Below are 26647 nucleotides of genomic sequence, written 5' to 3'. Positions count from 1 at the left end.
CCGACGGGTCAGCCGACCTTTTCGAACTGCGGGGCGCGGCGCTCGGTGATCTGCGGGTTGCGGGACTTGAGGGCGAACCAGCCGGCGGCCAGGGCGATGGTCCAGCCCGCCATCACGTAGAGACAGACCCGGGAGTCGGGGTCGTAGGCGATGAGGCCGGTGACGAAGAGCAGGAACGCGATGGCCACGTAGGAGAACTTCGCGCCGCCCGGGGCCGGGAAGGGCGAGGCCGGGAGGCGGCCCGCGTCGACCGCGCGGCGGTAGAGGACGTGGCTGATCAGGATCATCAGCCAGGTCCAGATGCCGGCGGCGGTGGCGACCGAGGTGACGTAGCCGAACGCCTTCTCCGGGACGACGTAGTTGAGGACCACGCCGATGCCCATGAAGGCGACGGAGATCGTGATGCCGGTCGCCGGGGTCTTGGAGGCGGAGAGCTTGCTGAAGACCTTCGGGGCCTCGCCGTTGTCCGCGAGGGTGCGGAGCATGCGGCCCGTGGAGTACATGCCCGAGTTGCAGGAGGAGAGGGCCGCCGTGAGGACCACGAAGTTGACGATTCCGGCGCCTGCCGGGATGCCGATCTTCGCGAACGCCTCGACGAACGGGCTGACGCCCGGGGCGAATTCGGTCCACTTGACGACGCAGAGGATGACCGTGAGGGCGCCGACGTAGAAGAGGGCGATGCGCCACGGGAGGGTGTTGATCGCCTTGGGGAGGGTCTTCTCGGGGTTCTCGGACTCGCCCGCGGTGACGCCGACCAGCTCGACCGCCAGGTAGGCGAACATGACGCCCTGGAGGGTCATCAGGGACGAGCCGATGCCCTTGGGGAAGAAGCCGTCGAACTGCCAGAGGTTGGCGACGGATGCGGTGTCACCGGCGCTGCTGAAGCCGAAGGTGAGGACGCCCAGGCCGATCACGATCATGCCGATGAGCGCGGTGACCTTGACCATCGAGAACCAGAACTCGATCTCACCGAACAGCTTCACCGAGATCAGGTTGGCCACGAAGAGGACGACCAGGAAGGCGAGTGCGGTCACCCACTGGGAGACGGCGGGGAACCAGTAGTTGACGTAGATGGCGGCGGCCGTGAGTTCGGCCATGCCGGTCACCACCCACATCAGCCAGTACGTCCAGGCGGTGAAGTAGCCGAAGAACGGGCCGAGGAACTCGCGTGAGTACTCCGCGAAGGAGCCCGACACCGGGCGGTACAGGAGCAGTTCGCCCAGCGCCCGCATGATGAAGAAGATGATCACGCCCGCGAGGGCGTACATGAAGATGAGGCTGGGTCCGGCCTTGGCGATGTTCGCCCCGGCCCCCAGGAACAGGCCGACGCCGACGGCGCCGCCGATCGCGATCATCTGGACCTGACGGCTGCCGAGCCCGCGCTCGTACCCCTCCTCGGGGGTCTTGTCCGTCTCGACCTGAGCGGAGGTCATGTGTGGTGCGCCTTTCTCCGAATCCCCCCATGGACTGGAGCTGCCCGGCCGAGGTCCGTCGGCCGCATGGCGAACCCGGCGGGACATGGGTGGCGTCCGCCGGGCGGTCGTGAAGATTTATCACGGTCGCAATCTTGATCGAAGGGGGCGTCTGTGGCGCACACCACAGGAAGAAGCGGACAAAAAGGAGCGACGGCCAGCATTCCTGGCCGTCGCGGTGACGTGATCGTTATTCGGATTTGAGCGTCCTCTGAGCGAACTCCGAGGGGCCGGGACGGCGGCCGTCGCGGTCAGCGCATCAGGGTGCTGACCAGCGTCTCCTGGAGGCCGCCCAGCCAGAGGTACGCCATCACCATCGGCTTGCGCGGGTCCTCGTCCGGGAGCCGGTAGAGGTCGTCGGTGTCGTCCTCGTCGGCGATGTCGAGGCGTGAACCGATCGCCAGGCGCAGGTCGTTGAGCGAGCCGAGCCACTGCCGGGACTCCTCGGCGGTGAGCTTGAGGATCGCGCCGCCGTCGCCGCCGGGGGTCAGCGAGTCCAGGGTGCGGACCACCGCGAGGGCGTTCTCGCGCTTGCCCGCCCTGAGGTCGTTCTCGGTGAAGCGGCGGAACTCGGCGGAGTGCGCCATCCGTTCCTCCGCGTCCTGCGGGGAGTCGGGGGCCTGCTCCGGGTCGGTGTACGCGTCCGGGAACAGGCGCCGGAGCACCGGGTCGGCGGGCGGTTCGCTCGGGCCCTCGGCGAAGAGTTCGGCGAGCGGGTCGTCCGAGGCCTCCTCGCCCGGGCCGGGGCCGATCAGCTCAAGGAGCTGGACGGCCAGCGACCGGATGATGGAGATCTCGACGTCGTCGAGCGCGACGGCCGCGCCGCCGCCGGGGAGCGGTTCGAAGTGTCCTGGCATCGGGATGGGTCGCTACTTCCGGTCCTGCTGGAGGGTGGCCCACAGACCGTAGCCGTGCATCGCCTGCACGTCGCGTTCCATCTCCTCGCGGCTTCCGCTGGAGACGACCGCGCGGCCCTTGTGGTGGACGTCGAGCATGAGCTTGTGGGCCTTGTCCTTGGAGTAGCCGAAGTACGTCTGGAAGACGTACGCGACGTAGCTCATGAGGTTGACCGGGTCGTTGTGCACGATCGTGACCCAGGGGACGTCCGGCTCGGGTACGGCGAAGACCTCCTCCGCCGACTCGGTCCGTTCGATCTCCAGGGGTGCGGGTGACGTCACACGGCCCATGCTGCCACCACAAGGGGGCCCCCGCACAAATGGGCCCCACAAATCGTCAGAGTGACGAGATGGGAGTACCATCACTCGTCATGAACACAGCGGACCTTGGGCTGCCGGTGGACGTTCCCTCGACGGCGCTCTTCACCGACCACTACGAGCTGACGATGCTGCAGGCCGCCCTCAAAGCGGGTACGGCCGACCGGCGTTCGGTCTTCGAGTGCTTCACCCGCCGGCTGCCCGAGGGCCGCCGCTACGGCGTCGTCGCGGGCACCGGACGCGTCCTGGACGCGGTGGAGAACTTCCGGTTCGACGCGGGCGTCCTCGACTTCCTGCGCGAGCGGAACGTCGTCAACGAGGAGACCCTGGAGTGGCTCGCCGCCTACCGCTTCAGCGGTGACGTCTGGGGCTACCCGGAGGGCGAGGTGTACTTCCCGGGTTCGCCGATCATGCGGGTCGAGGGCTCGTTCGCCGAGTGCGTGCTGCTGGAGACCGTGATCCTCTCCATCCTCAACCACGACTCCGCGATCGCGGCCGCCGCCTCCCGCATGGCCTCCGCCGCCGGGGACCGCCCGCTGATCGAGATGGGCGCCCGCCGCACCCACGAGCTGGCCGCCGTCGCCGCCTCCCGCGCCGCCTACGTCGGCGGCTTCGCCACCACCTCCGACCTCGCGGCCGGTTTCCGCTACGGCATCCCGACCGTCGGCACCTCCGCGCACGCCTTCACCCTGCTCCACGACAACGAACGCGACGCGTTCCAGGCCCAGGTGGACTCGCTGGGCCGCAACACCACCCTGCTCGTCGACACGTACGACGTCACCGAGGCGGTCCGTACGGCGGTCGAGGTCGCCGGGCCCGAACTCGGCGCCGTCCGCATCGACTCCGGCGACCTGCTGCTCGTCGCGCACCGGGTGCGGCAGCAGCTGGACGAGCTGGGCGCCGTCAACACGAAGATCATCGTGACCTCCGACCTGGACGAGTACGCCATCGCCTCGCTGGCGGCGGCGCCCGTGGACGCGTACGGCGTCGGCACCCAGCTGGTGACCGGCTCCGGGCACCCGACCTGCTCGATGGTCTACAAGCTGGTCGCCCGGGCCGAGTCCGCCGATCCGAAGGCGCCGCTGGTGCCGGTCGCGAAGAAGTCCAGCGGCGGCAAGACGTCGATCGGCGGGCGCAAGTGGGCGGCACGGCGGCTGGACGGCGACGGGATCGCGGAGGCGGAGGTCATCGGCACCGGGGCGGTCCCGGCCGAGCTGGCCGACCGGCAGCTGCTCGTCGAGCTGGTCAAGGGCGGCGAGGTCGTCGCCCGCGAGCCGCTGGACGTCGTACGGGACCGGCATGCGGTCGCTCGGGGCAACCTGCCGTTGTCGGCGACCCAGTTGTCGCGCGGGGAGGCCGTGATTCCCACGGAGTACGTGCATCTGCGGTCGGGTAGCCAAGACAGGTCCGCTGACCGAGACAGGACCGACAGGTAAGACAGGCCCGAAAAATCCGGGTGCGCCCTCCCGTTGTACCGCCGGAGTCTCTAGGCTCGAATCTCACTCTTCGTCGAAGGACACCACCATGCGCCGCGCCTTGATCGTCGTTGACGTGCAGAACGACTTCTGCGAGGGAGGCAGTCTCGCGGTGGCCGGGGGTGCGGATGTGGCCGCCGCCGTCACCGAGCTGATCGGGCAGGCTCCCGCCGGGTACCGGCATGTCGTGGCCACCCGCGACCACCACATCGCGCCCGGCGGGCACTTCGCCGACAACCCGGACTATGTCCGCTCCTGGCCCGCGCACTGTGTCGCGGGCACGGAGGGGGTCGGGTTCCACCCGAACTTCGCCCCCGCGGTCGCCTCCGGGGCGATCGACGCGGTGTTCGACAAGGGGGCGTATGCGGCGGCCTACAGCGGGTTCGAGGGGCACGACGAGAACGGGGTGTCGCTCGGGGACTGGCTGCGGGCGCGGGAGATCGACGAGGTGGATGTCGTCGGGATCGCGACCGACCACTGCGTGAAGGCGACCGCGCTGGATGCCGTGCGGGAGGGGTTCCGTACGCAGGTGTTGCTTGATCTCACGGCTGGGGTGGCCAAGGAGTCCACGGACCGTGCGCTGGAGGAACTGCGTTCAGCCGGGGTGGAGTTGACCGGGAAGCCGGTCGTCTAGCGGGCCGTTGTCTGTGGTTTTTTGTCTGCCGGCCGGTGGGGGCTGGTCGCGCCCACGCGGCGGAGCCGCAGATCGATACAGCCCCGCGCCCCTTCAGGGGCGCGGCTGTTTCGGCGCGTAGCTACCGCACTGAGCGCCGTCGGTCGGGTCTGCGGCGCCCCCGCGGCGGCACGCCTCGCAGGGGCTGCCTTTAAGGGGCGCGGGGAACTGCGCGACCAGCCCCCACCGGGCCGCGGACAACGCACAACCCCTCACGCAGCCGCCGGAGGCCTCCGCAGCAGCGCCCGGATCGGATGCCACAGCTCCTGCGGCAGCTCCGGGCCGGGGATCACGACAGCGTTGTCAGGCGCAGGTGCCGTGCGCCATATCAGGCCGTCGGGGTGGTGCAGGACGGCCGTGATCTCGTCCGGGGTCGGCGGCTCCGCGTTGCCGCGCAGGTAGACGGCCCGCATTCCGAGGTTGCGGAGCCGGGTCAGGGCCCGGGCGCGGTTGCGTGCGTGGACGAGAACGCGGACGCAGCCGTCACCCTGGGCGCTGGGTCTGGGCAGGTTCAGCGCCACCACCACGCTGCCTGTCGGCAGCCTGCAGAAACCTCCTGCGGACAATGCGGTCACACCCCCTGGCGGGTCGAGGTCGAGGTCGGTGTCAATAAGCCAAGCACAGGACGCACCTAAACACGGATCGGCGGCGACCCGCCAGGGGGTCACCGCCGATACGTTTCTGACCTGCGCTTTTACCGACTACTTCGCCGAAGGGCCGACCTGGAGGCTCACCGTCGAGCCATTGTGCGACCCCTTGACGATCTTGATCCGGGTGTTGGTGTCAGTGATCTTGACACCGGCTGTCGGGTTCGACGTGTCGTAGTAGGTCGACGTGCCGTCGTCGAAGACCGGCACGCCCGGCTGCGACTTGATCTTGGTCGCGACGTCCGCGCTGTGCAGCGTCATCGAGTCCGTCCGGTCCAGGCCGAACGGTGAGTCGTAGGCCTGGATGCGGTTGCGCATCAGCGTGCCGTCGGACCACTTCAGCTGCGTCGGGTGGGAGTCGACCGGCAGGATCAGACCCTCACCGGCGTGCTCGCTGGTGTTGTCGTCCGCCTGCGAGGTGTCCCACTTCCAGATCAACAGGCCGTTCTGGTAGGCGTAGTGCTCCACCCAGTCCGGACGCGTCGTCGAGAAGCCGAAGTTGTACGGGCCGACCTTCAACACCTTGTCGTACGACACGTATTGACGGTTCTCGGCGATGTAGTACTGCGCGTAGTCATCCGTGAAGGACGAGCCGATGCGGGTGAAGCCCTTGGCCGTCCACGCGGGGTCGGCCGTCTCGGCGTTGTCGGAGAAGAGGGCGGTGCCGTCGGCGGTCACGGCGATCTCGTCGGCCGTGAAGCCCTTCTGCGCCACACCGCTGTCCGTCTGGTAGCGGAAACGGACGTCGATCTTCTGGCCCGCGTAGGCGTCCAGCGGGTACGTCAGCTTCTGGTACGCGGCCGCCGTGCCGGTGAGGGCCGGGTTGCCGCTGCCGTCACGCGGGATGGCGGAGCCGTCGGCCAGGGTGCCGTCGATCGGGGTCCAGGTCGCGCCGCCGTCCTTCGACACCTCGGTGTAGAGGTAGTCGTAGTCCTGCTCGGCGTCGTACCAGCCGTCCAGCGTGAGCGCTGCGGACGTCTTGCCCGTCAAGTCCACTGTGCGGGAAAGGGTGTTGCTCAGGTCGTTGCCGCTGCCGCTCCACCACTGGGTGGCACCCTGCGCCGGGGCGACGACGTCGGTGGTGACCTCCTTCTCGGGCAACTGCACCACGAGAGCCTGGGGGTTCTTGGTGTTGTACTCCGCGACGCCCAGCGTGTGCTTCGACTTGGTGCCGGCCTTGGCGACGTCGTAGTCCAGCCAGCCCAGTTGGAGCTTGTCCCAGGCGTTCATGTCGCCGGGCAGGTCGCCGATGGCCTCCTTGCCGGTGCCGAGCCAGGAGCCGGACGACATCAGCGTCCAGAAGCCGGTGGAGTTCTCGCCGCCCGCGGTGTCGTACTCGTCGGGCAGGCCGAGGTCGTGGCCGTACTCGTGGGCGTAGACGCCGAGTCCGCCGTTCTCCGGCTGGATGGTGTAGTCGCCGACCCAGATGCCGGTGTCGCCGACCTGGGTGCCGCCGAGCTTGTTGGTGCCGGGGCCGGTGGAGCCGGCGTCGGTGCCGAAGGCGTACCAGCGGTGGGCCCAGATCGCGTCCTCGCCCTGCGCGCCGCCGCCGGCGGACTCGTCCTCACCGGCGTGCACGATCTGGAAGTGGTCGATGTAGCCGTCGGGCTCGTTGAAGTTGCCGTCGCCGTCGTAGTCGTAGCGGTCCCACTGGTCGAACTGGGCCAGCTCCGTCTTGATCTCGGCGGCCGTGTCACCCGCGGCCTCACGCTGGGCGACCCAGGCGTTGACGCCGTCCTGCACCGCGTACCAGGCGCCGGTGGAGGCCTTGTTGGAGCCGTAACGGGCCTCGTTGTAGGGGACCTTGACCCAGTCGGTGACCTCGCCGTCGACCGAGTAGCGGCCCGAGGACTGCTTCTCGTAGTACTTCTTGAGCGACTCGGTGTTCTTGCCGGTGCCGAAGTACAGGTCCTGGAAGTGCGCCTGGTTGTAATCCGCCTGCCAGGCCGTCGAGTTGTCCTTCGCCCGGTCGGGCGCGGCTATCTGGTTGTGCAGCGGGCCGACGGTGCCGCCGTAGCGGCTGTCGACCTGGTCGCCGAACTCGACCAGGATCGTGAAGATCTTGTCGGTCTTCTCGCGGCCCAGCTCGACGTACTTGCTCTTGCCGCCGCCCTTGCTCTTGAGCTGCACGACCTGCGAGCCGTTGCGGTCCTTGACCGACGCCTTGCCGGATATGACCTGGTTCAGGGCCTCTTGGTGCTGCGCGTCCCGCGTCTTGCTCAGCGGGCCGTCGAGGTCGTGCTCCTTCTGTGCGACCGGTGCCGGGTCGTGCCGGTCGACAGTGGCGGCCTTGGCCGAGGTGTCGGCCTGCGCCACGGCGAACGTCGAGAACGTGGCGGTGGCCGCCGCGAGGGCCACGCCCACCGCGGCCGCTCTGAACGTCCAGGGTCTGCTGGTCACTTGAGGTCCTCCCCTGCGCACCCGACCGCGCGGAAGGGGGGTCCTGGAAGTCATGGAAGGTCCGCGCGCGGTGTCCGCGTGATAGTCAAGTGACGTTATTTGACTAGAGGTTTACGGGAAAAGACAGACCTTGACTTGAACAGGACAAGTGCATTAAGGCCTGCCCGGCGGATCAGGTCGGAGGAAATCGGCGGTGCCTGACCAACCCGGGTGAGCGGGGCGTGGTGCGTGCAGCTGCAAGGCGGAGGAGGGAGTCCGACGCGGAGCGTCGGCGAGTGACGACAACGCGGCAGATGTGCGTGCCACGCCCCGCGTCTGCGGCATGATCCGCCGGGCAGGCCCTAGGCGAAGCGGGGGTCCGCTTTACGGACACGCGCGGCCGACTCGCGCCTCCCCCAACGGGCGCGTACATCCGTCCACTTGGCGGACGGTATGACTCCGTGCGCCCCCCATGCTCCGGAGCTGTGTGTTAGGTCATGCTTACTGCACGTTCCACTCGGGCATGCAGGCGAATAGAGTCGATTGGCGGAACGCCCGGAACCGGCGGAAAGCCAGGCCGACATCCTTGTCGCACCCCCGTTTCACGGGCTCCCCTCCATCGCCTAACGAGGACTCGATTGCCATGCCTCGTCCGACCGCCGCACAGCTCGCCTACGGTTCGTTCACCGTGATCTTCTCGACGCTCGCCATGCTGCTGCTGTCACAGACGAACTCGGGTCTGGGCATCGCGGTCATCGCGTGCGCCGCACTCGCCCTCGGGCTGCTCGTCTCCCTGACGGTGCCGCAGCCCAGGACCCGCACCGCCACAGCTGCCCAGGCCGCCCCCCAGACCGCCGCTCCGGCCGTTCCGCAGCAGCAGCGGGTGCCGGTGCCGGTACGGCGGGAGACCGTGTCCGCCGCCGCGTCGTCCGCGTCCGCGGAGCCGGTACGGGAGCGGAGCACTCCCTAGACCAAGCACAAGCCCCGGCTCACCTACGCGAATCGGCGGGTCCGTTGACCACGGACCCGCCGATCGCTGTGTGCACCCCGGGCGTCGACCCCCGGTCACGTCAACGCGTGCTGACCACCACGGTCTTGGCGGCCTTGTCGTGCAGACCCTGCTTGTACGGCTTGTCGAAGAAGCTCCAGCCACCGCAGATCGCCGTCCAGATGCAGGCGCAGCAGAACGCGAACGGGATCCACAGCACCGCCGCGCGGATCAGGTTGGTCTGCACGGACGGCGTCGACCCGTTGTCGAGGTTCGCCACCCGCAGGCCCAGCCACTTCTTGCCCAGCGTCTGCCCCGACTTGGCCATCATCACGGTGTCGTAGCCGATGTAGAGCACGCCCGCGATGAGCGACTGGCCGAGCGACTTGGCGTACGACGCGCCGTTGGAGCCGACGTCGTACTCGTGGACGCCGAAGGCCCAGGTGACCAGCCAGACGATGATGCCGACGAGGATCAGGTCGATGATCCGGGCCAGCGTGCGGCGGCCGCTGTCGGCGAGCGGAGGCATGCCGGCGAGCGGGTCGCTGGGGTAGGAGCCGCCGCCGTAGGGGTCACCGCCACCGCCGCCGTACGGAGGAGGCTGCGGAGGCTGGTTCCCGTAGGACTGGTCGTACGGTGAGCCCGATCCCTGGCCAGGAGGGGGCTGCTTCCTGAACGGGTCGTCTTCCGGCGGCTGCTGGCCGGAGCCCGGAGGCGGTTCGGTGCTCATGGGCCGAGTCGACCGCGAACCGCCCGCCTCCGCATCCGGCGAGCGGCCGTCCGGGGTACGGAATCAGGTACCCCGGATGCCGTACGCGCCTATGCCGCTACGAACGTATGTGCTGCCTTGTCGTGCCAGCACTGATGCCAGGGCCGGTCGAACAGACACCAGGCGACGCCGACGATCCCGATGCCCAGCAGCCCCGGGACGCTGTAGACCAGCCAGCGGCGCAGCGCCCCGCCGAAACCGGGCGGCTCGTGGCTCTCGATGCCGCGGACCTCGATCCCGCAGAGCTTCTTGCCGAGGGTGCGGCCCCACTTGCCGGTGGGCAGCGCCTCGTAGAGGACTCCGAAGAGGAGGAGGACGGCGAGGACGATGCCCAGGTAGGCGGACGTGGTGCCGTCCAGCAGCCAGACCGTCTCGGTACGGCCGGAGAGCTTGGCCGCGTCGATCTTCTCGTTGAGGTGGTCGACGGCCTTGGTGCCCAGCGGTACGGCGGCCGCTGCGGTGACCGCGCCGAGCACGACGGTGTCGATCAGCCGCGCGATCAGCCGCTTGCCGAGCCCGGCGGGCCGCGCCGCCGACTGCCGCCTGGCCGCCGCCTGGAACACGTCCTCGACGGGCGGCTTCCAGGGCGCCACGGGCGCTTCCTCGTCCCCGGCCAGCCGGTGCACCTGCTGCGCCCAGGACGGCTGCCCGCCACCGGGCCCGGCAGCCATGGGCGTGCCTACGGCGGCCCCCTGGGGCTGCGCCGGGCCGGGCTGCTGGGGGACGCCGGGGGCGGACTGCTGGGGCCCGGAGAGAGCCGTAGAGGCGGAGGCGGGCGCGGCGGAGGGTGCCCCGGTGCCGGTGCCCGCCTGGCCCGCCTGAGCCTGTGCGGCACGGGCGGCGGCCGCCTTTCCGGCGCCGAAGCCGGGACCGGAGGGGTCGCTGGAGGGGGCGTTCCCGGCGGGGCTGTCGGGGCCGAAGCCGCCGCCGGCGGCGGAGCCGGTTCCCACGGGACCCTGCACCCCGGGACCACCGGGGTTGGCCCCGGCCGCGGAGTCGGACCGGGCCGAGCCCTGCGGGCCGTAGCCACCGGCGTCCGCGCCGGACCCGACCGCACCTGCCCCGGCCGGGCCCTGCGGACCGAAGCCCCCCGTGCCCCCGCCCTGCGCCTCCGGCGCCCCGCCCTGTTGGGGCGTGCGCGGGGTCGGGCGGCGGAAAGTGGTCGTGCCCTCGTCGGGGGCCGGGGCCGACGGGGACGGGATGTCCGCGCCCGGGGTCGGGCGGCGGAAGACGAAGGTGCCGGGGTTGGGCGGTTCCTCCGGGGTGACCGGCGCCGGGGTGTCCGCAGGCACTCTCGGGTCCGCGCCCGTTCTCGGGTCCGGGGAGCCCCAGGAGACGCGGCGGTCCTGGTCGCCGCCGAAGCCGCTCTGGTGGGCGCGGTCCGCGCCCCATGCCGCCGCCGGTTCGGGGCGGCTGCCGTGCTGGGCCCGCGCCGGGCTCACCTGGTTGTCCGGCGCCGGGTCCTCGTCGAAGAAGTGCGGCCCGGTCTCCTCGACGGACGCACCCGGCGCGCCTGGCGGCAGGCCGTCCGAGGGCGCCGGGCGGCTGGTGCCGGGCACCCAGGCCGCGCCGTTCCAGTACCGGACATAGCCAGGAATGGACGGGTCCGGGTAGTACCCCTCGCGGGGCCTGTCGTCACCGGGTGCCGGGGTTGGGGCGCTCATGTCCGTCGTCCCGTATCTGCTCGGAGGTCAAATGGGGGTGTCCACATCTATCAGACCCGTGCGACCGCCACTGCCCGTCCCGTCGGACCCACCCCTTTCCGGGCAACCTCGTGCACGGAGTCCACACGCCCCGAAGCCCCGCGAAGCCTTGATGACGCCTCGCGGAAAAAAAGATTCCCGAACTCGCGTAATGCTTCAGCCCGCACGCCCTCTCCACTCGTACGGGCCCACCGCAGGGCCCGGTCAGCGAGAGGAGACACACGTCATGCACACAGTCGTGGAGCGGGAGTTGGAGCTCAAACTCATCCTGTCGCCGGAGCGGAGCATTCCGGTCCCGGCGCGGTTGAGCTATCGCACCGACGACCCGTACGCCGTCCACATCTCCTTCCACATCAACTCCGAGCACCCCGTGCACTGGACGTTCGCCCGCGAACTGCTCGTCGAGGGGGTGTTCCGGCCGTGCGGGCACGGGGACGTGCGGGTGTGGCCGACGAAGGTGGAGCGGCGCAGTGTCGTCCTGATGGCGCTGAGTTCACCCGATGGGGACGCCCTGCTGGAGGCTCCGGCGGCGCAGGTGTCGGCTTGGCTGGAGCGCACTCTGCGGGTGGTCCCTCCGGGCTCTGAGGCTGAGCAGCTCGGCATCGACGACGGCCTGGCCGAGCTGCTCGCACCGACCCCGGCCGACGATCTGTGGCTGCGCGACCCGTGGCCGTCGGACGAGTCGCGGGACGGGGAGTGAGCCGTAGGAAGAGGAAGGGGAGTCAGAACAGCTTGCCCGGGTTGAGGATCCCCAGCGGGTCGAAGGTCGCCTTGACCGCCCGCTGCATCTCGACGCCCACCGGGCCGATCTCGCGGGCCAGCCACTCCTTCTTCAGGACGCCGACGCCGTGTTCGCCGGTGATGGTGCCGCCGAGTTCCAGGCCGAGGGCCATGATCTCGTCGAAGGACTCGCGGGCGCGCCGGGACTCGTCGGCGTCCTGGGCGTCGAAGCAGACGGTGGGGTGCGTGTTGCCGTCGCCGGCGTGCGCGCAGACGCCGATCGTCAGCCGGTACTTCTCGCCGATCCGTTCCACCCCTTCGAGCATCTCGCCGAGCCGGGACCGGGGCACGCACACGTCGTCGATCATCGTCGTGCCCTTGACCGCCTCCAGCGCCGTGAGCGACAACCGCCGCGCCTGGAGCAGCAGTTCGGACTCGGCCGCGTCCTCGGCGGGGACGACCTGCGTGGCTCCGGCCGCTTCGCACAGGGCTCCTACGGCGGCCAGGTCGGCGGCCGGGTCCAGCGTGTCGAAGGCCGCCAGCAGCAACGCCTCGGTGCTCTCGGGCAGTCCCATGTGCGCCAGGTCGTTGACGGCCTTGACGGTCGTACGGTCCATCAGTTCGAGGAGGGACGGCACGTGCCCGCCCGCCATGATCCGGCACACGGCGTCGCACGCGGCCGCCGCGGACCCGAACTCGGCGGCCAGGACGAGCTGTTGGGGCGGCCGCGGCTTCAGCGCCAGGATCGCCTTCACGACGATCCCGAGCGAGCCCTCCGAGCCGACGAACAGCCGGGTCAGGTCGTACCCGGCGACCCCTTTGGCCGTACGCCGGCCGGTGCTCATCAGCCGCCCGTCGGCGAGGACGACGTCCAGGCCGAGGACGTACTCCGCCGTCACCCCGTACTTCACACAGCAGAGCCCGCCGGACGCGGTGCCGATGTTGCCGCCGATCGTGCACATCTCCCAACTGGAGGGATCCGGCGGGTAGTAGAGGCCGTGTTCGTTGACCGCGCGGGAGAGGGTCGCGTTGATGACACCCGGCTCGACGACCGCGATGCGGTCCACCGGGCTGATCTCCAGGATGCGGTCCATCTTGACGAGGGACAGCACGATGCAGCCCTCGGAGGCGTTGGCCGCGCCGGACAGGCCGGTGCGGGCGCCCTGCGGGACGACCGGGAGACGCAGTTCGGTGGCGACCCGCATGACGTGCTGGACCTGCTCGACCGTGCGCGGCAGCACGACGACGGCGGGCGTGCCGGACGGGCAGAAGCTCGCCATGTCGTTGGCGTACGAGTCCGTGACGTCCGGGTCGGTGAGGACGGCCTCGGCGGGCAGCCCGGCCAGCAGCCGGTCGACGAGGGTCCCGGTGTCCTGGTCGCGAGGCGCTTCGATACGGCTCATGATCACAGCGTCGCACTCGCGGCCATCGGTGTGAACCCCGTCCGCGCGTGGCTTTGGGTGCCGGGATGTGGTCGTCGTACTGACGCACAGTGAGCGCCATGGAGAACGAACAGCGGAGCCCCGGTACGTCCCTGGTGGCGGAGGCGCCCCGGCGGCGCTCCCCCGTTCCGCGCCGGGTGCTGATCGCCTCGGTCGCCGGGTGCGCCGTGGTCGGCGGGCTGCTGTGGCTGCTGCCCGAGGAGCCGCGCCCCGCGCCGCCGCCCGCTCCGGGGCCCAAGGCGCAGGCGCTGAGCGCGGTCACCGCGGGGGTGCCGGCCGCGCTGCCGGACCTGGCCGCGCTGATCGGCGACCGTGAGACGCGGGTGCGGGTCCATCCGCGGGACGCGCGGTCCTGGGCGGTGCTCGGCTCGGCCTATGTGGAGCAGGGGCGGCGGACCGGGGACACCCTGTACTACCCGAAGGCCGAGGAGGCCCTCCGTACCGCGCTGAAGGTGCGCGCGAGGGGCAACGACGCGAACGCCGTCGCGATGGACGGCCTGGCGGCCCTGGCGAACGAACGGCGGGACTTCCGCGCGGCGCGCACCTGGGGCGAGGCCGCGGTGAAGGCGGCGCCGAGGCGGTGGACGACGTATCCGCTGCTGATCGACGCGTACACCGGGCTCGGCGACTACAAGGCGACCCGGCGCACCCTCGAAAAGCTGCTGGAGCTGCACACCGGACCCGCCGTGATGGCCCGGGTCGCCGCCGTCTACCGCGACCGCGGCTGGCGCGAGGACGCCGCCGCCCAGCTCGCCGACGCGGCCGCGAAGGCCACCGCCCCGGCGGAGCAGGCCGCCTGGCTGCAGCGCGCCGGTGAGCTGGCCTGGGAACGCGGGGACCGCGAGGTCGCGCTACGGCACTTCGAGGCGGCCGTACGGCTCGACCCCGACCAGCGGGAGGCACTCGCCGGTGAGGGCCGCGCGCTCGCTGCGCTGGGCCGCACCTCGGAGGCCCTGAACGCCTACCAGGTCGCCCTCGCCAAGCAGCCGACCCCGCAATACGCCCTGGAACTGGGTGAGTTGTACGAGTCGCTGGGGCTCGCGCAGGCGGCCCGCGTGCAGTACGACACGCTGCGCGCCCTCGCCGCCAAGGACGCGGCGGCCGGGGTCGACGACGAGTTGGTCCTCGGCGTGTTCGAGGCGGACCACGGTGACGCCCAGGACGCCGTACGGCGGCTGCGGGCCGAGTGGACGCGGCAGCCGGGCATCCCGGTGGCCGACGCGCTCGGGTGGGCGCTGCACCGGGCCGGGCAGGACGAGGAGGCGCTGAAGTTCGCGTCGGCGGCGACGGACAAGGTGCACGGGGGCGGGGTGCGGGACGCGCTGTACACGTTCCACCGGGGCATGATCGAGAAGGAGTTGGAGAAGTACGCGTCCGCCCGTCGCCATCTCCAGGAGGCGCTGCAGATCAACCCGTACTTCTCACCACTGCGGGTGCCGCTGGCGCAGGCGGCGCTGGCGGCGCTGGGCGAGCCGCCCAACGATCCACTGCCGACGGACAAGGAGCCGCAGGAGAAGACGAGTTGAGTGCTCTCGCGGACAACTACGGCTACGGCTTGTGGCAGAGGGAGAACTTCCGTGCGCCCGCCTCCCCGGACGCGAACCCGACGCACAGGCGGGTGCTGGGCTTGGTGCGGACGGCGAGGCCCTCCGGTTCGCGGTAGGTGAGGGTGTAGGCGGCCTCCGTGCGGGAGCGCTGGACGAGTTCGCCGGTGCGGATGTCGAGGCAGGAGACGTAGGTGTTGCCGTGTTTCGCGGGCGGGTTGGTGGTGGAGTCGTAGGCGGAGCCCGCGAGTTGGTAGAGGTAGTCGCCGTCGAGGGCGTAGCCCTGGAACGGGATCGACGGGTCCGGGTGGGCGCCGGTCTGGGCGATGTCGGCGACGGGGGTGGAGTAGTCGCGGGCGACGAAGGCGTCCAAGTCCCAGATCCGGTAACGGGGTTGGTTGGCCAGGCGGTAGCGGATCGCTATGCGCTTCGAGGTCATGCAGACCGTGGGCTGGTTGTTGGTGGAGTTCGCGATCGGCTTGCGGACGGCCACGTCGGCGGACGTGCGGGTGGCGCCGTCGGCGAAGTGGAAGCGGGTGACGGCCTGGCCGTAGGCACCGCCGGAACCTGCCTTCGCGGCCGCCTCGGTCCAGATCCACACATCGCCGTCGGAGGTGTTCTGCACGCCCATGCTGACGCCGTGGCCGAAGCCCTGGAGGTGCATGTGGCCGAGCGACTTGCCCGTGTAGTCGAGCTGGTTGAGGCAGAGGTTGCCGGCGTCGGCGCCACCCGTTCTCAACTGGAGGACGTACAGGCGCTGGTGGACCTCGTCCAGGGCGAACGACTGGAGGACCGTGGACTCGTGCAGGGTGCCCTTCTGCCACAGCCAGCGTGCCGCCGGTGCGGTCAGGTCGATCGGCGCGACGGCCACGGTCCTCCCAAGTCCCTTGCGGGACCCGTGCGTTACAGGTTGCCCCGCTTCTCCTGCTCCCGCTCGATCGCCTCGAACAGCGCCTTGAAGTTGCCCTTGCCGAAGCCCATCGAGCCGTGTCGCTCGATGAGTTCGAAGAACACCGTAGGACGGTCCTGGACCGGCTTGGTGAAGATCTGGAGAAGGTATCCGTCCTCGTCGCGGTCGGCGAGGATCTTCAGCTCACGCAGGGTGTCGACGGGGACACGGGTGTCGCCGACCCACTCGCCGAGGGTGTCGTAGTAGGAGTCGGGGGTGTCCAGGAACTTCACCCCGGCCGCGCGCATCGTCCGTACCGTCTGCACGATGTCGTTGGTGTTGAGCGCGATGTGCTGGACGCCCGCGCCGCCGTAGAACTCCAGGTACTCGTCGATCTGCGACTTCTTCTTGGCCACGGCCGGCTCGTTGATCGGGAACTTGACCTTGAGTGTGCCGTCGGCGACGACCTTCGACATCAGGGCGCTGTACTCGGTCGCGATGTCGTCGCCCACGAACTCCTTCATGTTCGTGAAGCCCATGACCTTGTTGTAGAAGCCGACCCACTCGTTCATGTGGCCGAGTTCGACGTTGCCGACGCAGTGGTCGATCGCCTGGAAGGTGCGGTGGGCGGGCGCCTCGACGAGCGGTTCGGCGGGGGCGAAGCCGGGGAGGTACGGGCCGTCGTAGCCCGTGCGCTCGACGAGTGTGTGGCGGGTCTCGCCGTAGGTCGCGATCGCGGCGAGGACGACCGAGCCGTGCTCGTCCTTCAGCTCGTACGGCTCGGCGAGCGAGCGGGCGCCGTGCTCGACGGCGTACGCGTACGCGGCGCGCGCGTCCGGCACCTCGATGGCGAGGTCGACGACGCCGTCGCCGTGCTCGGCCACGTGCCGGGTGAGGAACTCGCCCCAGGGGGTGGCGGGCTTGATGACGGAGGTGAAGACGAAGCGGGCGGAGCCATTGGTGAGCACGTACGAGGCGGTCTCGCGGCTGCCGTTCTCCGGTCCGGAGTAGGCGACCAGCGTCATGCCGAAGGCCGTGGAGTAGTAGTGCGCCGCCTGCTTGGCGTTGCCCACGGCGAAGACGACCGCGTCCATTCCCTTGACCGGGAAGGGGTCGGCCTGCCGGGCGGTGTCGGGAGTGTGGTGAGTGGTCTGCGTCATGTCGGCAGGCTCCCCCTCCTCAGCAAGGTGCGCAATAGTTTGCGTATCTGCTGGGCAGTCTGTTCAGTGATACGACCGTTTCGGCGGGCTTTCTGTACAGGATGACCATCGTTGGAGGCGGCGGCATGGGGATCGATCAGCTCGACGGCCGGATCATCGTGCTGCTGGCCGAGGAGCCGCGGATCGGGGTGCTGGAGATGTCCCGGCGGCTGGGGGTGGCACGCGGGACCGTGCAGGCGCGGCTGGACCGGCTTCAGTCGAATGGAGTCATCCGGGGATTCGGCCCGCAGGTCGATCCGGCGGCGCTCGGCTACCCGGTCACGGCGTTCGCGACGCTGGAGATCCGACAGGGCCAAGGCCCGGACGTACGGGCGCACTTGGCGACCGTCCCCGAGGTCCTCGAACTGCACACCACCACCGGCAGCGGCGACATGCTGTGCCGGCTCGTGGCCCGCTCGAACGCGGATCTCCAGCGGGTCATCGACCGGGTTGTCGGTTTTGATGGCATTGTCCGGGCCGCCACCGCGATCGTGATGGAGAACCCCGTTCCGCTGCGGATCATCCCCTTGGTGGAGCAGGCGGCCCTGGACGAGGAGAGGACGACCTGGCCGACGTAGGGGTGTGGGCATGTGAGCTTCTGGGAGTACTTGGGCAACCGGCACCAGCAGCTGCTCACCGACGCCTACCAGCACGCCAGCGCGGTCTTCCAGTGCATGGTCGTGGCCACGCTGATCGGTGTGGTGATCGGGGTCGTCACGTATCGGAGCGAGTGGGCGGGCAACCTCGCCACCACGGCCACGTCGACCATTTTGACCATTCCGTCGCTCGCCATGATCGGTCTGCTCATTCCGATCGTCGGTCTTGGCGTTCCGCCCACGGTGATCGCTCTGACCCTGTACGGCCTGCTGCCGATCGTCCGTAACGCGATCGTGGGCCTGCGCGGGGTCGACCCGTCGCTGGTGGACGCGGCGAAGGGCATCGGGATGTCCCGCGTGGCGCGGCTCCTGCGGGTCGAACTGCCGCTGGCCTGGCCGCCGATCCTCACCGGTATCCGGGTCTCCACGCAGATGCTGATGGGCATCGCGGCCATCGCGGCGTACGCCTCCGGGCCCGGCCTCGGCAACGAGATCTTCCGCGGGATCGGGTCGCTGGGCAGCAAGAACGCCCTCAACCAGGTGCTCGCGGGCACGCTCGGGATCATCGTCCTGGCGCTGCTGTTCGACGCCGCGTACGTCCTTCTCGGACGGCTGACCATTCCCAGGGGGATCCGTGCCTGAGCGATCCGTGTCCGAGCGGTCCGACTCCGAGCAGTCCGTCTCCGAGCCGGCGACCGCGACCTCCGGTGCCTCCATCGAGCTGGAGAACCTGACCAAGCGGTATCCGGGCAGCGCCGACCCGGCCGTCGAGAGCGTCAACATGGAGATCAAGGCGGGCGAACTCGTCGTCTTCGTCGGGCCGTCCGGCTGCGGAAAGTCCACCACGCTCAAGATGATCAACCGGCTGATCGAGCCGACCGGCGGCCGGATCCGCATCGACGGCGAGGACGTCACCGACATCGACCCGGTGAAGCTGCGCCGCAAGGTCGGCTACGCGATCCAGTCGAGCGGTCTCTTCCCGCACATGACCGTCGCCCAGAACATCGCGCTGGTCCCGAAGATGATCGGCTGGTCCAAGTCCCGGATCAGGAACCGGGTGGAGGAGATGCTCGACCTGGTCGGTCTTGACGCCGGCGAGTTCCAGGGCCGCTATCCGCGGCAGCTCTCCGGCGGACAGCAGCAACGCGTGGGCGTGGCACGGGCGTTGGCGGCGGATCCGCCGGTGCTGCTGATGGACGAGCCGTTCGGCGCGGTCGACCCGATCACCCGCGATCACCTCCAGGACGAGTTGATCAGGCTCCAGCACGAACTGCACAAGACGATCGTCTTCGTCACGCACGACTTCGACGAGGCGATCAAACTGGGCGACCGGATCGCGGTGTTGCGCGAACGCTCGCACATCGCGCAGTTCGACACCCCGGAGGCGATCCTCACCAACCCGGCGGACGACTTCGTGTCCGGGTTCGTGGGCGCCGGGGCGGCCCTGAAGCGGCTGAACCTGACCCGCGTACGGGACGTGGAGATCACCGACTATCCGACGGTGACCGTGGACGATCCGCTGCAGGACATCTTCAACCGGCTCCGGGACAGCGGCACCAACGAGATCCTGCTGCTCGACAAGCGCGGCCGACCGTACAAGTGGCTGCGGCGCGGCGACATGATGCGCGCCAAGGGGTCACTGGCCCGCGCGGGCACGCTGGTCAGCGACACGGTGACCCGGGACGCGACACTCCGGGACGCGCTGGAGGCGGTGCTCACGGACAACGCGGGGCGGGTCGCGGTCACCGGGCGGCGCGGCGAGTACACGGGGGTCGTCGACATGGAGACGCTGATGAACTCCGTGCACGAACTCCTGGAGGCCGACCGGCTGGAGGCGATGGAGGCCCAGCACGAGTTGGAGGAGGCCCGGGCCCTCCAGACGCACGCCGAGCAGGAAGGCGTCGGCGGGGAGGAGAAGGCGTGACCACTCCCGAGCTGGAAGAAGAAGAGACGGAGGTCGAGGCCCCGCCGCCCGCGACTCCCCCGAGACGCCGGATCACCTGGCAGAGGCTGACCTTCCTGCCCGCCGCCCTGGTGGCGATCCTGCTGGCGACCTGGCTGTGGTTCAACCAGGCCCACCTGGACGCCATTTCAGAGAACGCCCTCTCCAACGGCCAGGTGTCCAAGGCGCTTTGGCAGCACATCCAACTGACCGTGATCTCCACGTTCTTCGTGCTGATCATCGCGATCCCGCTGGGCATCCTGCTGACCCGCAGGGCGTTCCGCAAGGCCGCCCCGGTGGCGATGACGTTCGCCAACATGGGCCAAGCGACCCCGGCGATCGGCCTGTTGGCCCTGCTGGTGATCTGGCTCGGCACCGGCGAGAAGGCGGCCCTGATCGGCATCATCATCTACGCAGTCCTGCCGGTCCTGTCCAACACGATCGCGGGCCTGAAGGCCAACGACCCGACCTTGTTGGAGGCGGCCCGGGGCATCGGCATGTCCCAACTCGGCGTCCTGTCAAAGGTGGAGCTCCCCCTCGCCGTCCCGCTGATCCTGGCCGGGGTCCGAACCGCCCTCGTCCTCAACGTCGGTACGGCCACCCTGGCGACCTTCGGCGGAGGCGGCGGCCTGGGCGTCCTGATCACCACCGGCATCACCACCCAGCGGATGCCCGTCCTGGTGCTCGGCTCGATCCTCACGATCAGCCTCGCCCTCCTTGTGGACTGGCTGGCCTCCCTGGTCGAACTGCTGTTGCGGCCAAGGGGATTGGAGGCGGGCTCATGAAACGCACCTGCCTCCTGCTGGCCGGGACCCTGGTCGTCGTCGCCGGCTGCGGACTGACCAGCGGCTCCCCGATGGTCGACGACGTCAGCCCCGGCACCATCGGCAAGGGCGAGCCCCTCAAGGGCGCGCATCTCACCGTCACGTCGAAGGAGTTCACCGAGCAGTTGATCCTCGGCGCGATGATGGGCATCGCCTTCGAGGCGGCCGGCGCGGACGTCCTCGACCGGACCGGCATCCAGGGCTCCATCGGAGCGCGGGAGGCCGTCAAGTCCGGTGACGCGGACGGGATGTACGAGTACACCGGCACCGCGTGGATCACCTACCTCGGCAACAGCAAGCCGATCACCGACCCGCTGAAGCAGTGGCAGGCGGTACGGGACGCCGACCTCAAGAACGGCCTGACCTGGCTGCCCCCCTCCGCCCTCAACAACACCTACGCGCTCGCGATGAACCAGGCCAACTTCAAGAAGTACGGCACGAAGACGCTCTCGGACGTGGCCGCGCTGGCCAAGAAGAACCCGGGCGCGGTGACGCTGTGCGTGGAGAGCGAGTTCGCCAACCGCGCGGACGGGCTGCCGGGCATGGAGAAGGCGTACGGCATGAACCTCCCCGCGAAGAACACCACGCAGATGGACACCGGGATCATCTACACCCAGGTGAAGAAGGGGAGTTGCACGTACGGCGAGGTCTTCACCACCGACGGCCGCATCAAGTCCATGAACCTCGCGGTGATGGCCGACGACAAGAAGTTCTTCCCCAACTACAACGCGGCGCCCGAGATCAACACGAAGGCCCTGAAGAAGTGGCCGGCGATCGCGAAGGTCCTGGACCCGGTCACGAAGAAGCTGAACAACACGGTGGCGCGGACGCTGAACGCGAAGGTGGATGTCGACGGGGAGGACCCGCATCAGGTGGCGTTGGACTGGATGAAGGCGGAGGGGTTGGTCAAGTAGGGGTGGTGGGCGGCGAGTTACAAAGGACCAGTTGCAAAGAAACCCTTGCAACTACTTCTTTGCAACGCTAGCTTTGTACACATGCCGGAAGAGCACAACTTGCGGAAGCTGGACGCCCGTTCGCTGCGCGGGCTCGCCCATCCCCTGCGGATGGAACTGCTCAGCGCGCTGCAGCGACACGGCCCCGCCACGGCGTCCATGCTCGCCGAGCGGCTGGGCGAGTCCAGCGGAGCCACCAGCTACCACCTGCGCCAACTGGCCACACACGGGTTCGTCGAGGACGCCCCGGAGCGCGGCAAGGGCCGGGAGCGCTGGTGGCAGGTGGTGGACGAGGGGATCTCCATGGAGGAGAACCTGTACCAGAGTTCGGATCCGTCGGTGCGCGGAGCGGCAGAGATGTTCCTCCAGGAGCTAGCCACCCAGCACGGCCGCGAGCTCTCCACATGGCTGGCCACCCGCGACCAGTGGTTCCCCTCGTGGTCGGACCACGCCATGGACCTGAGTACCTGGGAACTACGCCTGACACCCGCACTCTCCCGCGAACTCATCGGCAAGATCCACGAGTTGCTCAGAAGCTACAAGGCCGTCGAGGCCGCCGAGGACAACACGGACGCGGAGCAGGTCCGCCTCCACTCGCACGTCTTCCCCATCGCCACAGACCGAGAGAGGCCCCAGTGATCGACCCCGAGACCCACCTCGCCCTGCACCACACCCGCGCAGCCGAACTCCGCGCCCAGGCCCACACTCACCGCCTCGCCGCCGAGGCCAAGCCGCCCCGGCGTGAACTCCGCACCCGCCTCGGCTGGACCCTCGTAGAACTGGGCCTGCGTCTCGCCGCAACCGCCCCGAAGCCTGCCGTCGCCTAACAACCCGGCACGGACCCCTTCCCCGTCTCCAGCGCCTCCAGCGCGCTCACCGCGCCCTTCAGCGTGGTCACGGCGACCAGTCGTAGCCCCTTGGGCAGTTCCGACTTGGCGTCCGAGCACTCGGCCTTCGGGACCAGGAAGACCGTCGCGCCGTCACGGCGCGCGGCCTGGGTCTTGAGGGCCACTCCCCCGACCGCGCCGACCGTGCCGTCGGTGCCGATCGTCCCCGTACCGGCGATGGTGCGGCCGCCCGTGAGGTCACCGCCGCTGCCGTCGCCGTTCAGTTTGTCGATGATGCCCAGGGTGAACAGCAGGCCCGCGCTGGGGCCGCCGACGTCCGCCAGCCTGAGGGTGACCTTGACCTTCTTGTCGCTGAGTTTCAGGTAGTCGAGCGCGGCGGTGGCCGCGTCGTCCTGCGACTCCTGCATCTGTTCCGTGTTGTGCTGCTCGATCTCCTTGACGCTGTTGCCGCTGGGGTAGACCGAGTCACGCGGCATGACCGCCCGATCGGTACGGAACCAGCTGTCGATCACATCGCTCAACGAGACATGCTGATCGGGTCCGGTCGCTTCGATCGTCGTCATGCGCAACTGACCGCTCGTCGTGCGCACCGGCGCCCCGGAGATCGTGATCACCGGGGTGCCCTTGTTCTCGCCGAGGACGTTCGCGGTCAGGCCGGGCTGCGCCAGTGAGAACGGCAACGGCGCGAAGCCCGCCGTGGCGAGCAGCGCCACGACGGGCAGAGCGCAGACGGCTACGGCCTGGGGGCGCGTGAGGCGAGAGAGGAGCACGGGATCAATCTAACGCGACGGCCACTTCCGGCCAGGCGCCGGTCACCCCTGCCTGTAAACGGCCTCAGGCCTCAGGCCTCAGCGCAGTGCTTCGGCGACCTCGCGCGCCGCGTCGACGACCCGCGGTCCGACCCGCTCGGGCACCGCGTCGGCCAGCATCACGACGCCGACGCTGCCCTCGACCCCCGTGACACCCAGCAGCGGAGCCGCGGCACCACTCGCCCCGGCCTCCAACTCGCCGTGCGTCAAGGTGTATCCGGGTTCGTCCGCGGCCTGGTGCCGGGCGGCGAGGATCGCGCGGCCCGCGGCGCCCCGGTCCAGGGGATGGCGGAAGCCGGCGCGGTAGGCAACGTGGTAGTCGGTCCAGGTCGGCTCGACCACCGCGACGGCGAGGGCGTCCGCCCCGTCGACCAGGGTGAGGTGAGCGGTCGCCCCGATGTCCTCGGCCAGCGAGCGCAGCGCGGGGAGCGCTGCCTCCCGTACGAGGGGATGCACCTGACGGCCGAGCCGCAGCACCCCGAGCCCGACGCGGGCCCGGCCGCCGAGATCACGGCGTACGAGTGCGTGCTGTTCGAGGGTGGCCAGCAACCGGTACACGACGGTCCGGTTGACGCCCAGTTTGTTGGACAGTTCGGTGACGGTCAGCCCGTGGTCCGTATCGGCCAGCAGTTTGAGGACGCGCAGTCCCCGGTCGAGCGTCTGGGAGGTCTCCGCGGTCACGACGCCCACTCCTTAAGTGGTGAGGTCGGCGGCCCCCTGGCGACGGATGCGTCACCGAGTCCCGTCAGTGACGCGCTTCAGAGGCCGCCGATCGGCGAGGCGGCCCGGCGTGTCCGGGCCCAGTCGCTTCACGGCTGCGCTCCGCGGCGGCGCTGCCACGGGGCGTGTGCGTAGCGGGACACTAGCGAAGGCGGTTCGCTGAGCGGAAGTCTCCGTCCAGAATCCGGGCACCGACTGGTACGGACCGGTTCCCTTCATGTCGATATGTCCTGACCTGCGGATCATCTCTGCGCAGATTCCGCACAGATGTGCGGATCAGCCGACGGAGTCGGTACGGATCTGCTGAGACGATCACTTCATGCGCGTGGCCCACTCCTGGACCTTCGCGATGCGCTGCCGCAGCTGCCCGGCCGTGGCCTCGGCGCTCGGCGGGCCGCCGCAGGTGCGGCGCAGCTCGGTGTGGATGACGCCGTGCGGTTTGCCGGTCTGGTGGACGTACGCGGAGACCATGGTGTTGAGCGACTTCCGCAGCTCCATCATCTCCTTGTGGGAGACGACGGGCCGCCGTTCGGCAGGCAGCTCCAGCAGGTCGGCTTCCTCGTCCGGCTTCTTGCGGCTGTGCGCGATCTGCCGGGCCTGCCGCTTCTGGAGCAGCATCTGCACCTGGTCGGGTTCGAGGAGTCCGGGGATGCCGAGGTAGTCCTGCTCCTCCTCGCTCCCCGGGTGCGCCTGCATGCCGAACTCGGCGCCGTCGTAGAGCACGCGGTCGAAGACGGCCTCGGACTCCAGGGCCTCGAAGGAGAACTGCTCCTGCTCGCCGGTGTCCTCGTCCTGCTCCTTGTTCGCCTCCTCCATCTCCTTCTCGGACTCGGCGTACGGGTCCTCCTCGCCCTCCTTCTTCGGCTTGTCGAGGGCGTGGTCGCGCTCGACCTCCATCTCGTTGGCGAAGGTGAGGAGGTCGGGGACGGTCGGCAGGAAGACGGAGGCGGTCTCGCCGCGCCGCCGGGACCGCACGAAGCGGCCGACAGCCTGGGCGAAGAAGAGAGGGGTGGAGATGGTGGTGGCGTACACCCCGACGGCGAGCCGCGGCACGTCGACGCCCTCCGACACCATCCGCACCGCGACCATCCACCGGTCGTTGCTCGCCGCGAAGTCGTCGATGCGCTTGGAGGCACCGGTGTCGTCCGACAGCACGACGGTCGCCTTGCTGCCGGTGATCTCGCGGATCAGCTTGGCGTAGGCGCGCGCGGAGTCCTGGTCGGTGGCGATGACGAGGGCGCCGGCGTCCGGGATGCCCTTCCTGACCTCGGTCAGCCGCTGGTCGGCGGCGCGCAGCACACTCGGCATCCACTCACCGCGCGCGTCCAGCGCCGTACGCCAGGCCTGACTGATCGCGTCCTTCGTCATCGGCTCGCCGAGCCGCGCGGCGATCTCGTCACCGGCCTTGGTCCGCCAGCGCATGTTGCCGCTGTAGGAGAGGAAGATGACGGGCCGGACGACTCCGTCGGAGAGCGCGGACCCGTACCCGTAGGTGTAGTCGGCGGACGACCGCCGAATCCCGTCGTTCCCTTCCTCATACGTGACGAAGGGAATGGGATTGGTGTCGGACCGGAAGGGCGTACCGGTGAGAGCGAGCCGCCGGGTGGCGGGCTCGAAGGCCTCCAGGCACGCCTCGCCCCAGGACTTCGAGTCACCGGCGTGGTGGATCTCGTCGAGGATGACGAGGGTCTTGCGCTGCTCGACACGGTTGCGGTGCAGCATCGGCCGTACGCCGACGCCGGCATAGGTGACGGCGACGCCCTGGTAGTCCTTGCCGAGCGGCCCCGCGCTGTACTCGGGGTCCAGCTTGATCCCTATCCGCGCGGCCGCTTCCGCCCACTGCTTCTTCAGGTGCTCGGTCGGCGCGACCACGGTCACCTGCTGCACGACATGGTGGTGCAGCAGCCAGGAGGCGAGGGTGAGCGCGAAGGTCGTCTTGCCGGCACCGGGGGTCGCGACCGCGAGGAAGTCCCGCGGCTGCTCCTGGACGTACCTCTCCATCGCCCCCTGCTGCCAGGCACGCAGCTTGCCGGCGGTGCCCCAGGGGGCGCGGCCGGGAAAGGCGGGAGAGAGGTGGTGGGAGCTGGCGGAGGAGGCGGCGGTGGTAGTCACGGTCTCCGGGTTCGGAAGTAGGGCGGCTCGGTTACGTCGGCTACGTATGACAACCGAGCCACCCTACCGGCGGGGTGGTGGTGTCAACGTGCGGACGACGCCGGGGCGGGTGGGGATGGGACTGAGGTCACAGATCGCGCGAGCGGTCAGCGCGCGAAGCGCGGCAGCTGGGCAGCGATCTTGGGTACGTCCAGAGCGCCTTGGCAGACGTCCAGGACGAACTGCTCCGCCTCGTCCACGTCGAAGTCCGCGTCCAGGGGGTGTCCGTTCATGTGCAGGAAGACCCAGGTCGCGTACCAGGCGATGCGTTTGTTCCCGTCCACGAGGGCGTGGTTTCGGGCGAGGGACTCCATGAGCGCGGCGGCTTTCTGCCATACGTCCGGATAGGCGTCCTGCCCGAACACACTCGCCTGGGGGCGGGCGAGCGCCGAGTCGAGAAGCCCGTAGTCACGCACCTCGTCCGCCCCGAGCCGCTTCGCGAGGTTCAGCAACTCGGGAAGCGTGAGGAAATGCATCAGGCGAGCCTCCGATTCAGCTCCGCGCTGGCCTTCAGCACATGGTCGGCCGCCTCGTTGAACAGACGCGAGTGCTCGTTTATGGCCGCGATCACCGCGTCGTGCGCGAAGGCCTGCATGCTGCGTCCCTCCGCTGCCGCGCGATCGCGCAGGGCGTCGAGCTCTTCGTCCGTAAACCGCAGGTTCAGTCCAGCCATGTCTCAACGGTACCGCG

27 protein-coding genes are annotated in these 26647 nt (G+C 69.6%); 12 read left to right on the top strand and 15 right to left on the bottom strand.

Features of this window, described 5'->3' with window-relative positions:
- Positions 1 to 8: 8 nt before the first annotated feature.
- The 3 genes from ACGFY9_RS38375 to clpS form a co-directional block, all read right to left on the bottom strand.
- Complete coding sequence (locus ACGFY9_RS38375) at positions 9 to 1433, bottom strand: amino acid permease (protein ID WP_393762110.1); 1425 nt, start codon at positions 1431 to 1433, stop codon at positions 9 to 11.
- A gap of 290 nt (positions 1434 to 1723) precedes the next feature.
- The gene (locus ACGFY9_RS38370; RefSeq protein WP_393762108.1) at positions 1724 to 2329 is read right to left on the bottom strand and encodes a DUF2017 domain-containing protein; all 606 of its coding nucleotides are present in this window, start codon (positions 2327 to 2329) and stop codon (positions 1724 to 1726) included.
- A gap of 12 nt (positions 2330 to 2341) precedes the next feature.
- The gene (gene clpS, locus ACGFY9_RS38365) at positions 2342 to 2659 is read right to left on the bottom strand and encodes an ATP-dependent Clp protease adapter ClpS (protein WP_019056726.1); all 318 of its coding nucleotides are present in this window, start codon (positions 2657 to 2659) and stop codon (positions 2342 to 2344) included.
- Positions 2660 to 2739: 80 nt separating this feature from the next.
- Here clpS and ACGFY9_RS38360 point away from each other — a divergent pair, with 80 nt between their 5' ends.
- Both ACGFY9_RS38360 and ACGFY9_RS38355 read left to right on the top strand, forming a co-directional pair.
- Positions 2740 to 4122, top strand: a complete 1383-nt coding sequence (locus ACGFY9_RS38360) for a nicotinate phosphoribosyltransferase (protein WP_393762106.1) — start codon at positions 2740 to 2742, stop codon at positions 4120 to 4122.
- A gap of 88 nt (positions 4123 to 4210) precedes the next feature.
- Positions 4211 to 4795, top strand: a complete 585-nt coding sequence (locus ACGFY9_RS38355) for an isochorismatase family protein (protein ID WP_393762104.1) — start codon at positions 4211 to 4213, stop codon at positions 4793 to 4795.
- A gap of 251 nt (positions 4796 to 5046) precedes the next feature.
- Here ACGFY9_RS38355 and ACGFY9_RS38350 read toward each other — a convergent pair whose 3' ends face one another.
- Positions 5047 to 5400: a hypothetical protein gene (locus ACGFY9_RS38350; protein WP_393762102.1), complete on the bottom strand. Its 354-nt coding sequence runs from the start codon at positions 5398 to 5400 to the stop codon at positions 5047 to 5049.
- 135 nt (positions 5401 to 5535) lie between these two features.
- Complete coding sequence (locus tag ACGFY9_RS38345; protein WP_393762100.1) at positions 5536 to 7881, bottom strand: immune inhibitor A domain-containing protein; 2346 nt, start codon at positions 7879 to 7881, stop codon at positions 5536 to 5538.
- A gap of 622 nt (positions 7882 to 8503) precedes the next feature.
- Here ACGFY9_RS38345 and ACGFY9_RS38340 point away from each other — a divergent pair.
- Positions 8504 to 8830 carry a hypothetical protein gene (locus ACGFY9_RS38340; RefSeq protein ID WP_393762098.1) on the top strand — a complete coding sequence of 109 codons (327 nt, stop codon included), beginning with the start codon at positions 8504 to 8506 and terminating at the stop codon, positions 8828 to 8830.
- Between the two features lie 100 nt (positions 8831 to 8930).
- On the opposite strand, the gene ACGFY9_RS38335 is transcribed toward ACGFY9_RS38340, so the two are convergent.
- Both ACGFY9_RS38335 and ACGFY9_RS38330 read right to left on the bottom strand, forming a co-directional pair.
- Complete coding sequence (locus ACGFY9_RS38335; RefSeq protein ID WP_393762096.1) at positions 8931 to 9578, bottom strand: RDD family protein; 648 nt, start codon at positions 9576 to 9578, stop codon at positions 8931 to 8933.
- An 89-nt stretch (positions 9579 to 9667) separates the two neighbouring features.
- A complete protein-coding gene (locus ACGFY9_RS38330) occupies positions 9668 to 11281 on the bottom strand; it encodes an RDD family protein (RefSeq protein ID WP_393762094.1) in 1614 nt (537 codons plus the stop codon).
- Between the two features lie 265 nt (positions 11282 to 11546).
- On the opposite strand from ACGFY9_RS38330, the gene ACGFY9_RS38325 reads away from it, so the two are divergent.
- Complete coding sequence (locus tag ACGFY9_RS38325; RefSeq protein ID WP_363098899.1) at positions 11547 to 12020, top strand: SsgA family sporulation/cell division regulator; 474 nt, start codon at positions 11547 to 11549, stop codon at positions 12018 to 12020.
- 22 nt (positions 12021 to 12042) lie between these two features.
- On the opposite strand, the gene ACGFY9_RS38320 is transcribed toward ACGFY9_RS38325, so the two are convergent.
- Entirely contained in the window at positions 12043 to 13449 is a 1407-nt protein-coding gene (locus tag ACGFY9_RS38320; protein WP_393762092.1) for an FAD-binding oxidoreductase, read from the bottom strand.
- A 92-nt stretch (positions 13450 to 13541) separates the two neighbouring features.
- Between ACGFY9_RS38320 and ACGFY9_RS38315 the strand changes: the two genes are divergently transcribed.
- Positions 13542 to 15008 (top strand): tetratricopeptide repeat protein, encoded by a 1467-nt coding sequence (locus ACGFY9_RS38315; protein WP_393762090.1) that lies wholly within the window; start codon positions 13542 to 13544, stop codon positions 15006 to 15008.
- A 22-nt stretch (positions 15009 to 15030) separates the two neighbouring features.
- On the opposite strand, the gene ACGFY9_RS38310 is transcribed toward ACGFY9_RS38315, so the two are convergent.
- Positions 15031 to 15897 (bottom strand): Teichoic acid biosynthesis protein C (Precursor), encoded by an 867-nt coding sequence (locus tag ACGFY9_RS38310; protein WP_393762088.1) that lies wholly within the window; start codon positions 15895 to 15897, stop codon positions 15031 to 15033.
- A 32-nt stretch (positions 15898 to 15929) separates the two neighbouring features.
- Positions 15930 to 17075 (bottom strand): 4-hydroxyphenylpyruvate dioxygenase, encoded by a 1146-nt coding sequence (gene hppD, locus ACGFY9_RS38305; RefSeq protein WP_393762086.1) that lies wholly within the window; start codon positions 17073 to 17075, stop codon positions 15930 to 15932.
- 125 nt (positions 17076 to 17200) lie between these two features.
- On the opposite strand from hppD, the gene ACGFY9_RS38300 reads away from it, so the two are divergent.
- The 7 genes from ACGFY9_RS38300 (at position 17201) to ACGFY9_RS38270 (ending at position 22256) form a co-directional block, all read left to right on the top strand.
- Positions 17201 to 17692: an Lrp/AsnC family transcriptional regulator gene (locus ACGFY9_RS38300; protein ID WP_366091220.1), complete on the top strand. Its 492-nt coding sequence runs from the start codon at positions 17201 to 17203 to the stop codon at positions 17690 to 17692.
- 12 nt (positions 17693 to 17704) lie between these two features.
- Positions 17705 to 18352: an ABC transporter permease gene (locus ACGFY9_RS38295; RefSeq protein ID WP_393762084.1), complete on the top strand. Its 648-nt coding sequence runs from the start codon at positions 17705 to 17707 to the stop codon at positions 18350 to 18352.
- Positions 18353 to 18359: 7 nt separating this feature from the next.
- Entirely contained in the window at positions 18360 to 19634 is a 1275-nt protein-coding gene (locus ACGFY9_RS38290; protein ID WP_393762331.1) for a betaine/proline/choline family ABC transporter ATP-binding protein, read from the top strand.
- The gene (locus ACGFY9_RS38285) at positions 19631 to 20437 is read left to right on the top strand and encodes an ABC transporter permease (protein ID WP_393762083.1); all 807 of its coding nucleotides are present in this window, start codon (positions 19631 to 19633) and stop codon (positions 20435 to 20437) included. The genes ACGFY9_RS38290 and ACGFY9_RS38285 overlap by 4 nt, the downstream gene beginning before the upstream one ends.
- Positions 20434 to 21390: a glycine betaine ABC transporter substrate-binding protein gene (locus ACGFY9_RS38280; RefSeq protein WP_393762081.1), complete on the top strand. Its 957-nt coding sequence runs from the start codon at positions 20434 to 20436 to the stop codon at positions 21388 to 21390. The genes ACGFY9_RS38285 and ACGFY9_RS38280 overlap by 4 nt, the downstream gene beginning before the upstream one ends.
- A gap of 81 nt (positions 21391 to 21471) precedes the next feature.
- Positions 21472 to 22068, top strand: coding sequence for an ArsR/SmtB family transcription factor (locus ACGFY9_RS38275; RefSeq protein ID WP_393762079.1), 597 nt, complete (start codon positions 21472 to 21474; stop codon positions 22066 to 22068).
- Entirely contained in the window at positions 22068 to 22256 is a 189-nt protein-coding gene (locus ACGFY9_RS38270; protein WP_393762329.1) for a hypothetical protein, read from the top strand. Before ACGFY9_RS38275 ends, ACGFY9_RS38270 begins: the two co-directional genes overlap by 1 nt.
- Here ACGFY9_RS38270 and ACGFY9_RS38265 read toward each other — a convergent pair.
- The 5 genes from ACGFY9_RS38265 to ACGFY9_RS38245 form a co-directional block, all read right to left on the bottom strand.
- Complete coding sequence (locus tag ACGFY9_RS38265) at positions 22253 to 23047, bottom strand: S16 family serine protease (RefSeq protein WP_393762077.1); 795 nt, start codon at positions 23045 to 23047, stop codon at positions 22253 to 22255. The two genes, ACGFY9_RS38270 and ACGFY9_RS38265, sit on opposite strands and share 4 nt — an antisense overlap.
- A 78-nt stretch (positions 23048 to 23125) precedes the next feature.
- A complete protein-coding gene (locus ACGFY9_RS38260) occupies positions 23126 to 23767 on the bottom strand; it encodes an IclR family transcriptional regulator (RefSeq protein WP_033286087.1) in 642 nt (213 codons plus the stop codon).
- Positions 23768 to 24118: 351 nt separating this feature from the next.
- On the bottom strand, positions 24119 to 25918 hold the full coding sequence (locus ACGFY9_RS38255; RefSeq protein WP_033286019.1) for a DEAD/DEAH box helicase: 1800 nt from the start codon (positions 25916 to 25918) through the stop codon (positions 24119 to 24121).
- Between the two features lie 146 nt (positions 25919 to 26064).
- On the bottom strand, positions 26065 to 26433 hold the full coding sequence (locus tag ACGFY9_RS38250) for a type II toxin-antitoxin system death-on-curing family toxin (RefSeq protein ID WP_393762075.1): 369 nt from the start codon (positions 26431 to 26433) through the stop codon (positions 26065 to 26067).
- The gene (locus ACGFY9_RS38245; protein ID WP_093627198.1) at positions 26433 to 26630 is read right to left on the bottom strand and encodes a hypothetical protein; all 198 of its coding nucleotides are present in this window, start codon (positions 26628 to 26630) and stop codon (positions 26433 to 26435) included. The genes ACGFY9_RS38250 and ACGFY9_RS38245 overlap by 1 nt, the downstream gene beginning before the upstream one ends.
- Positions 26631 to 26647: the final 17 nt, after the last annotated feature.

Origin of the sequence: Streptomyces sp. NPDC048504 (assembly GCF_043200035.1) — a bacterium.
Lineage (GTDB): Bacteria > Actinomycetota > Actinomycetes > Streptomycetales > Streptomycetaceae > Streptomyces.
Note: the sequence above shows the minus strand (reverse complement) of the source record. Positions and strands in the feature narration are given on the sequence as shown.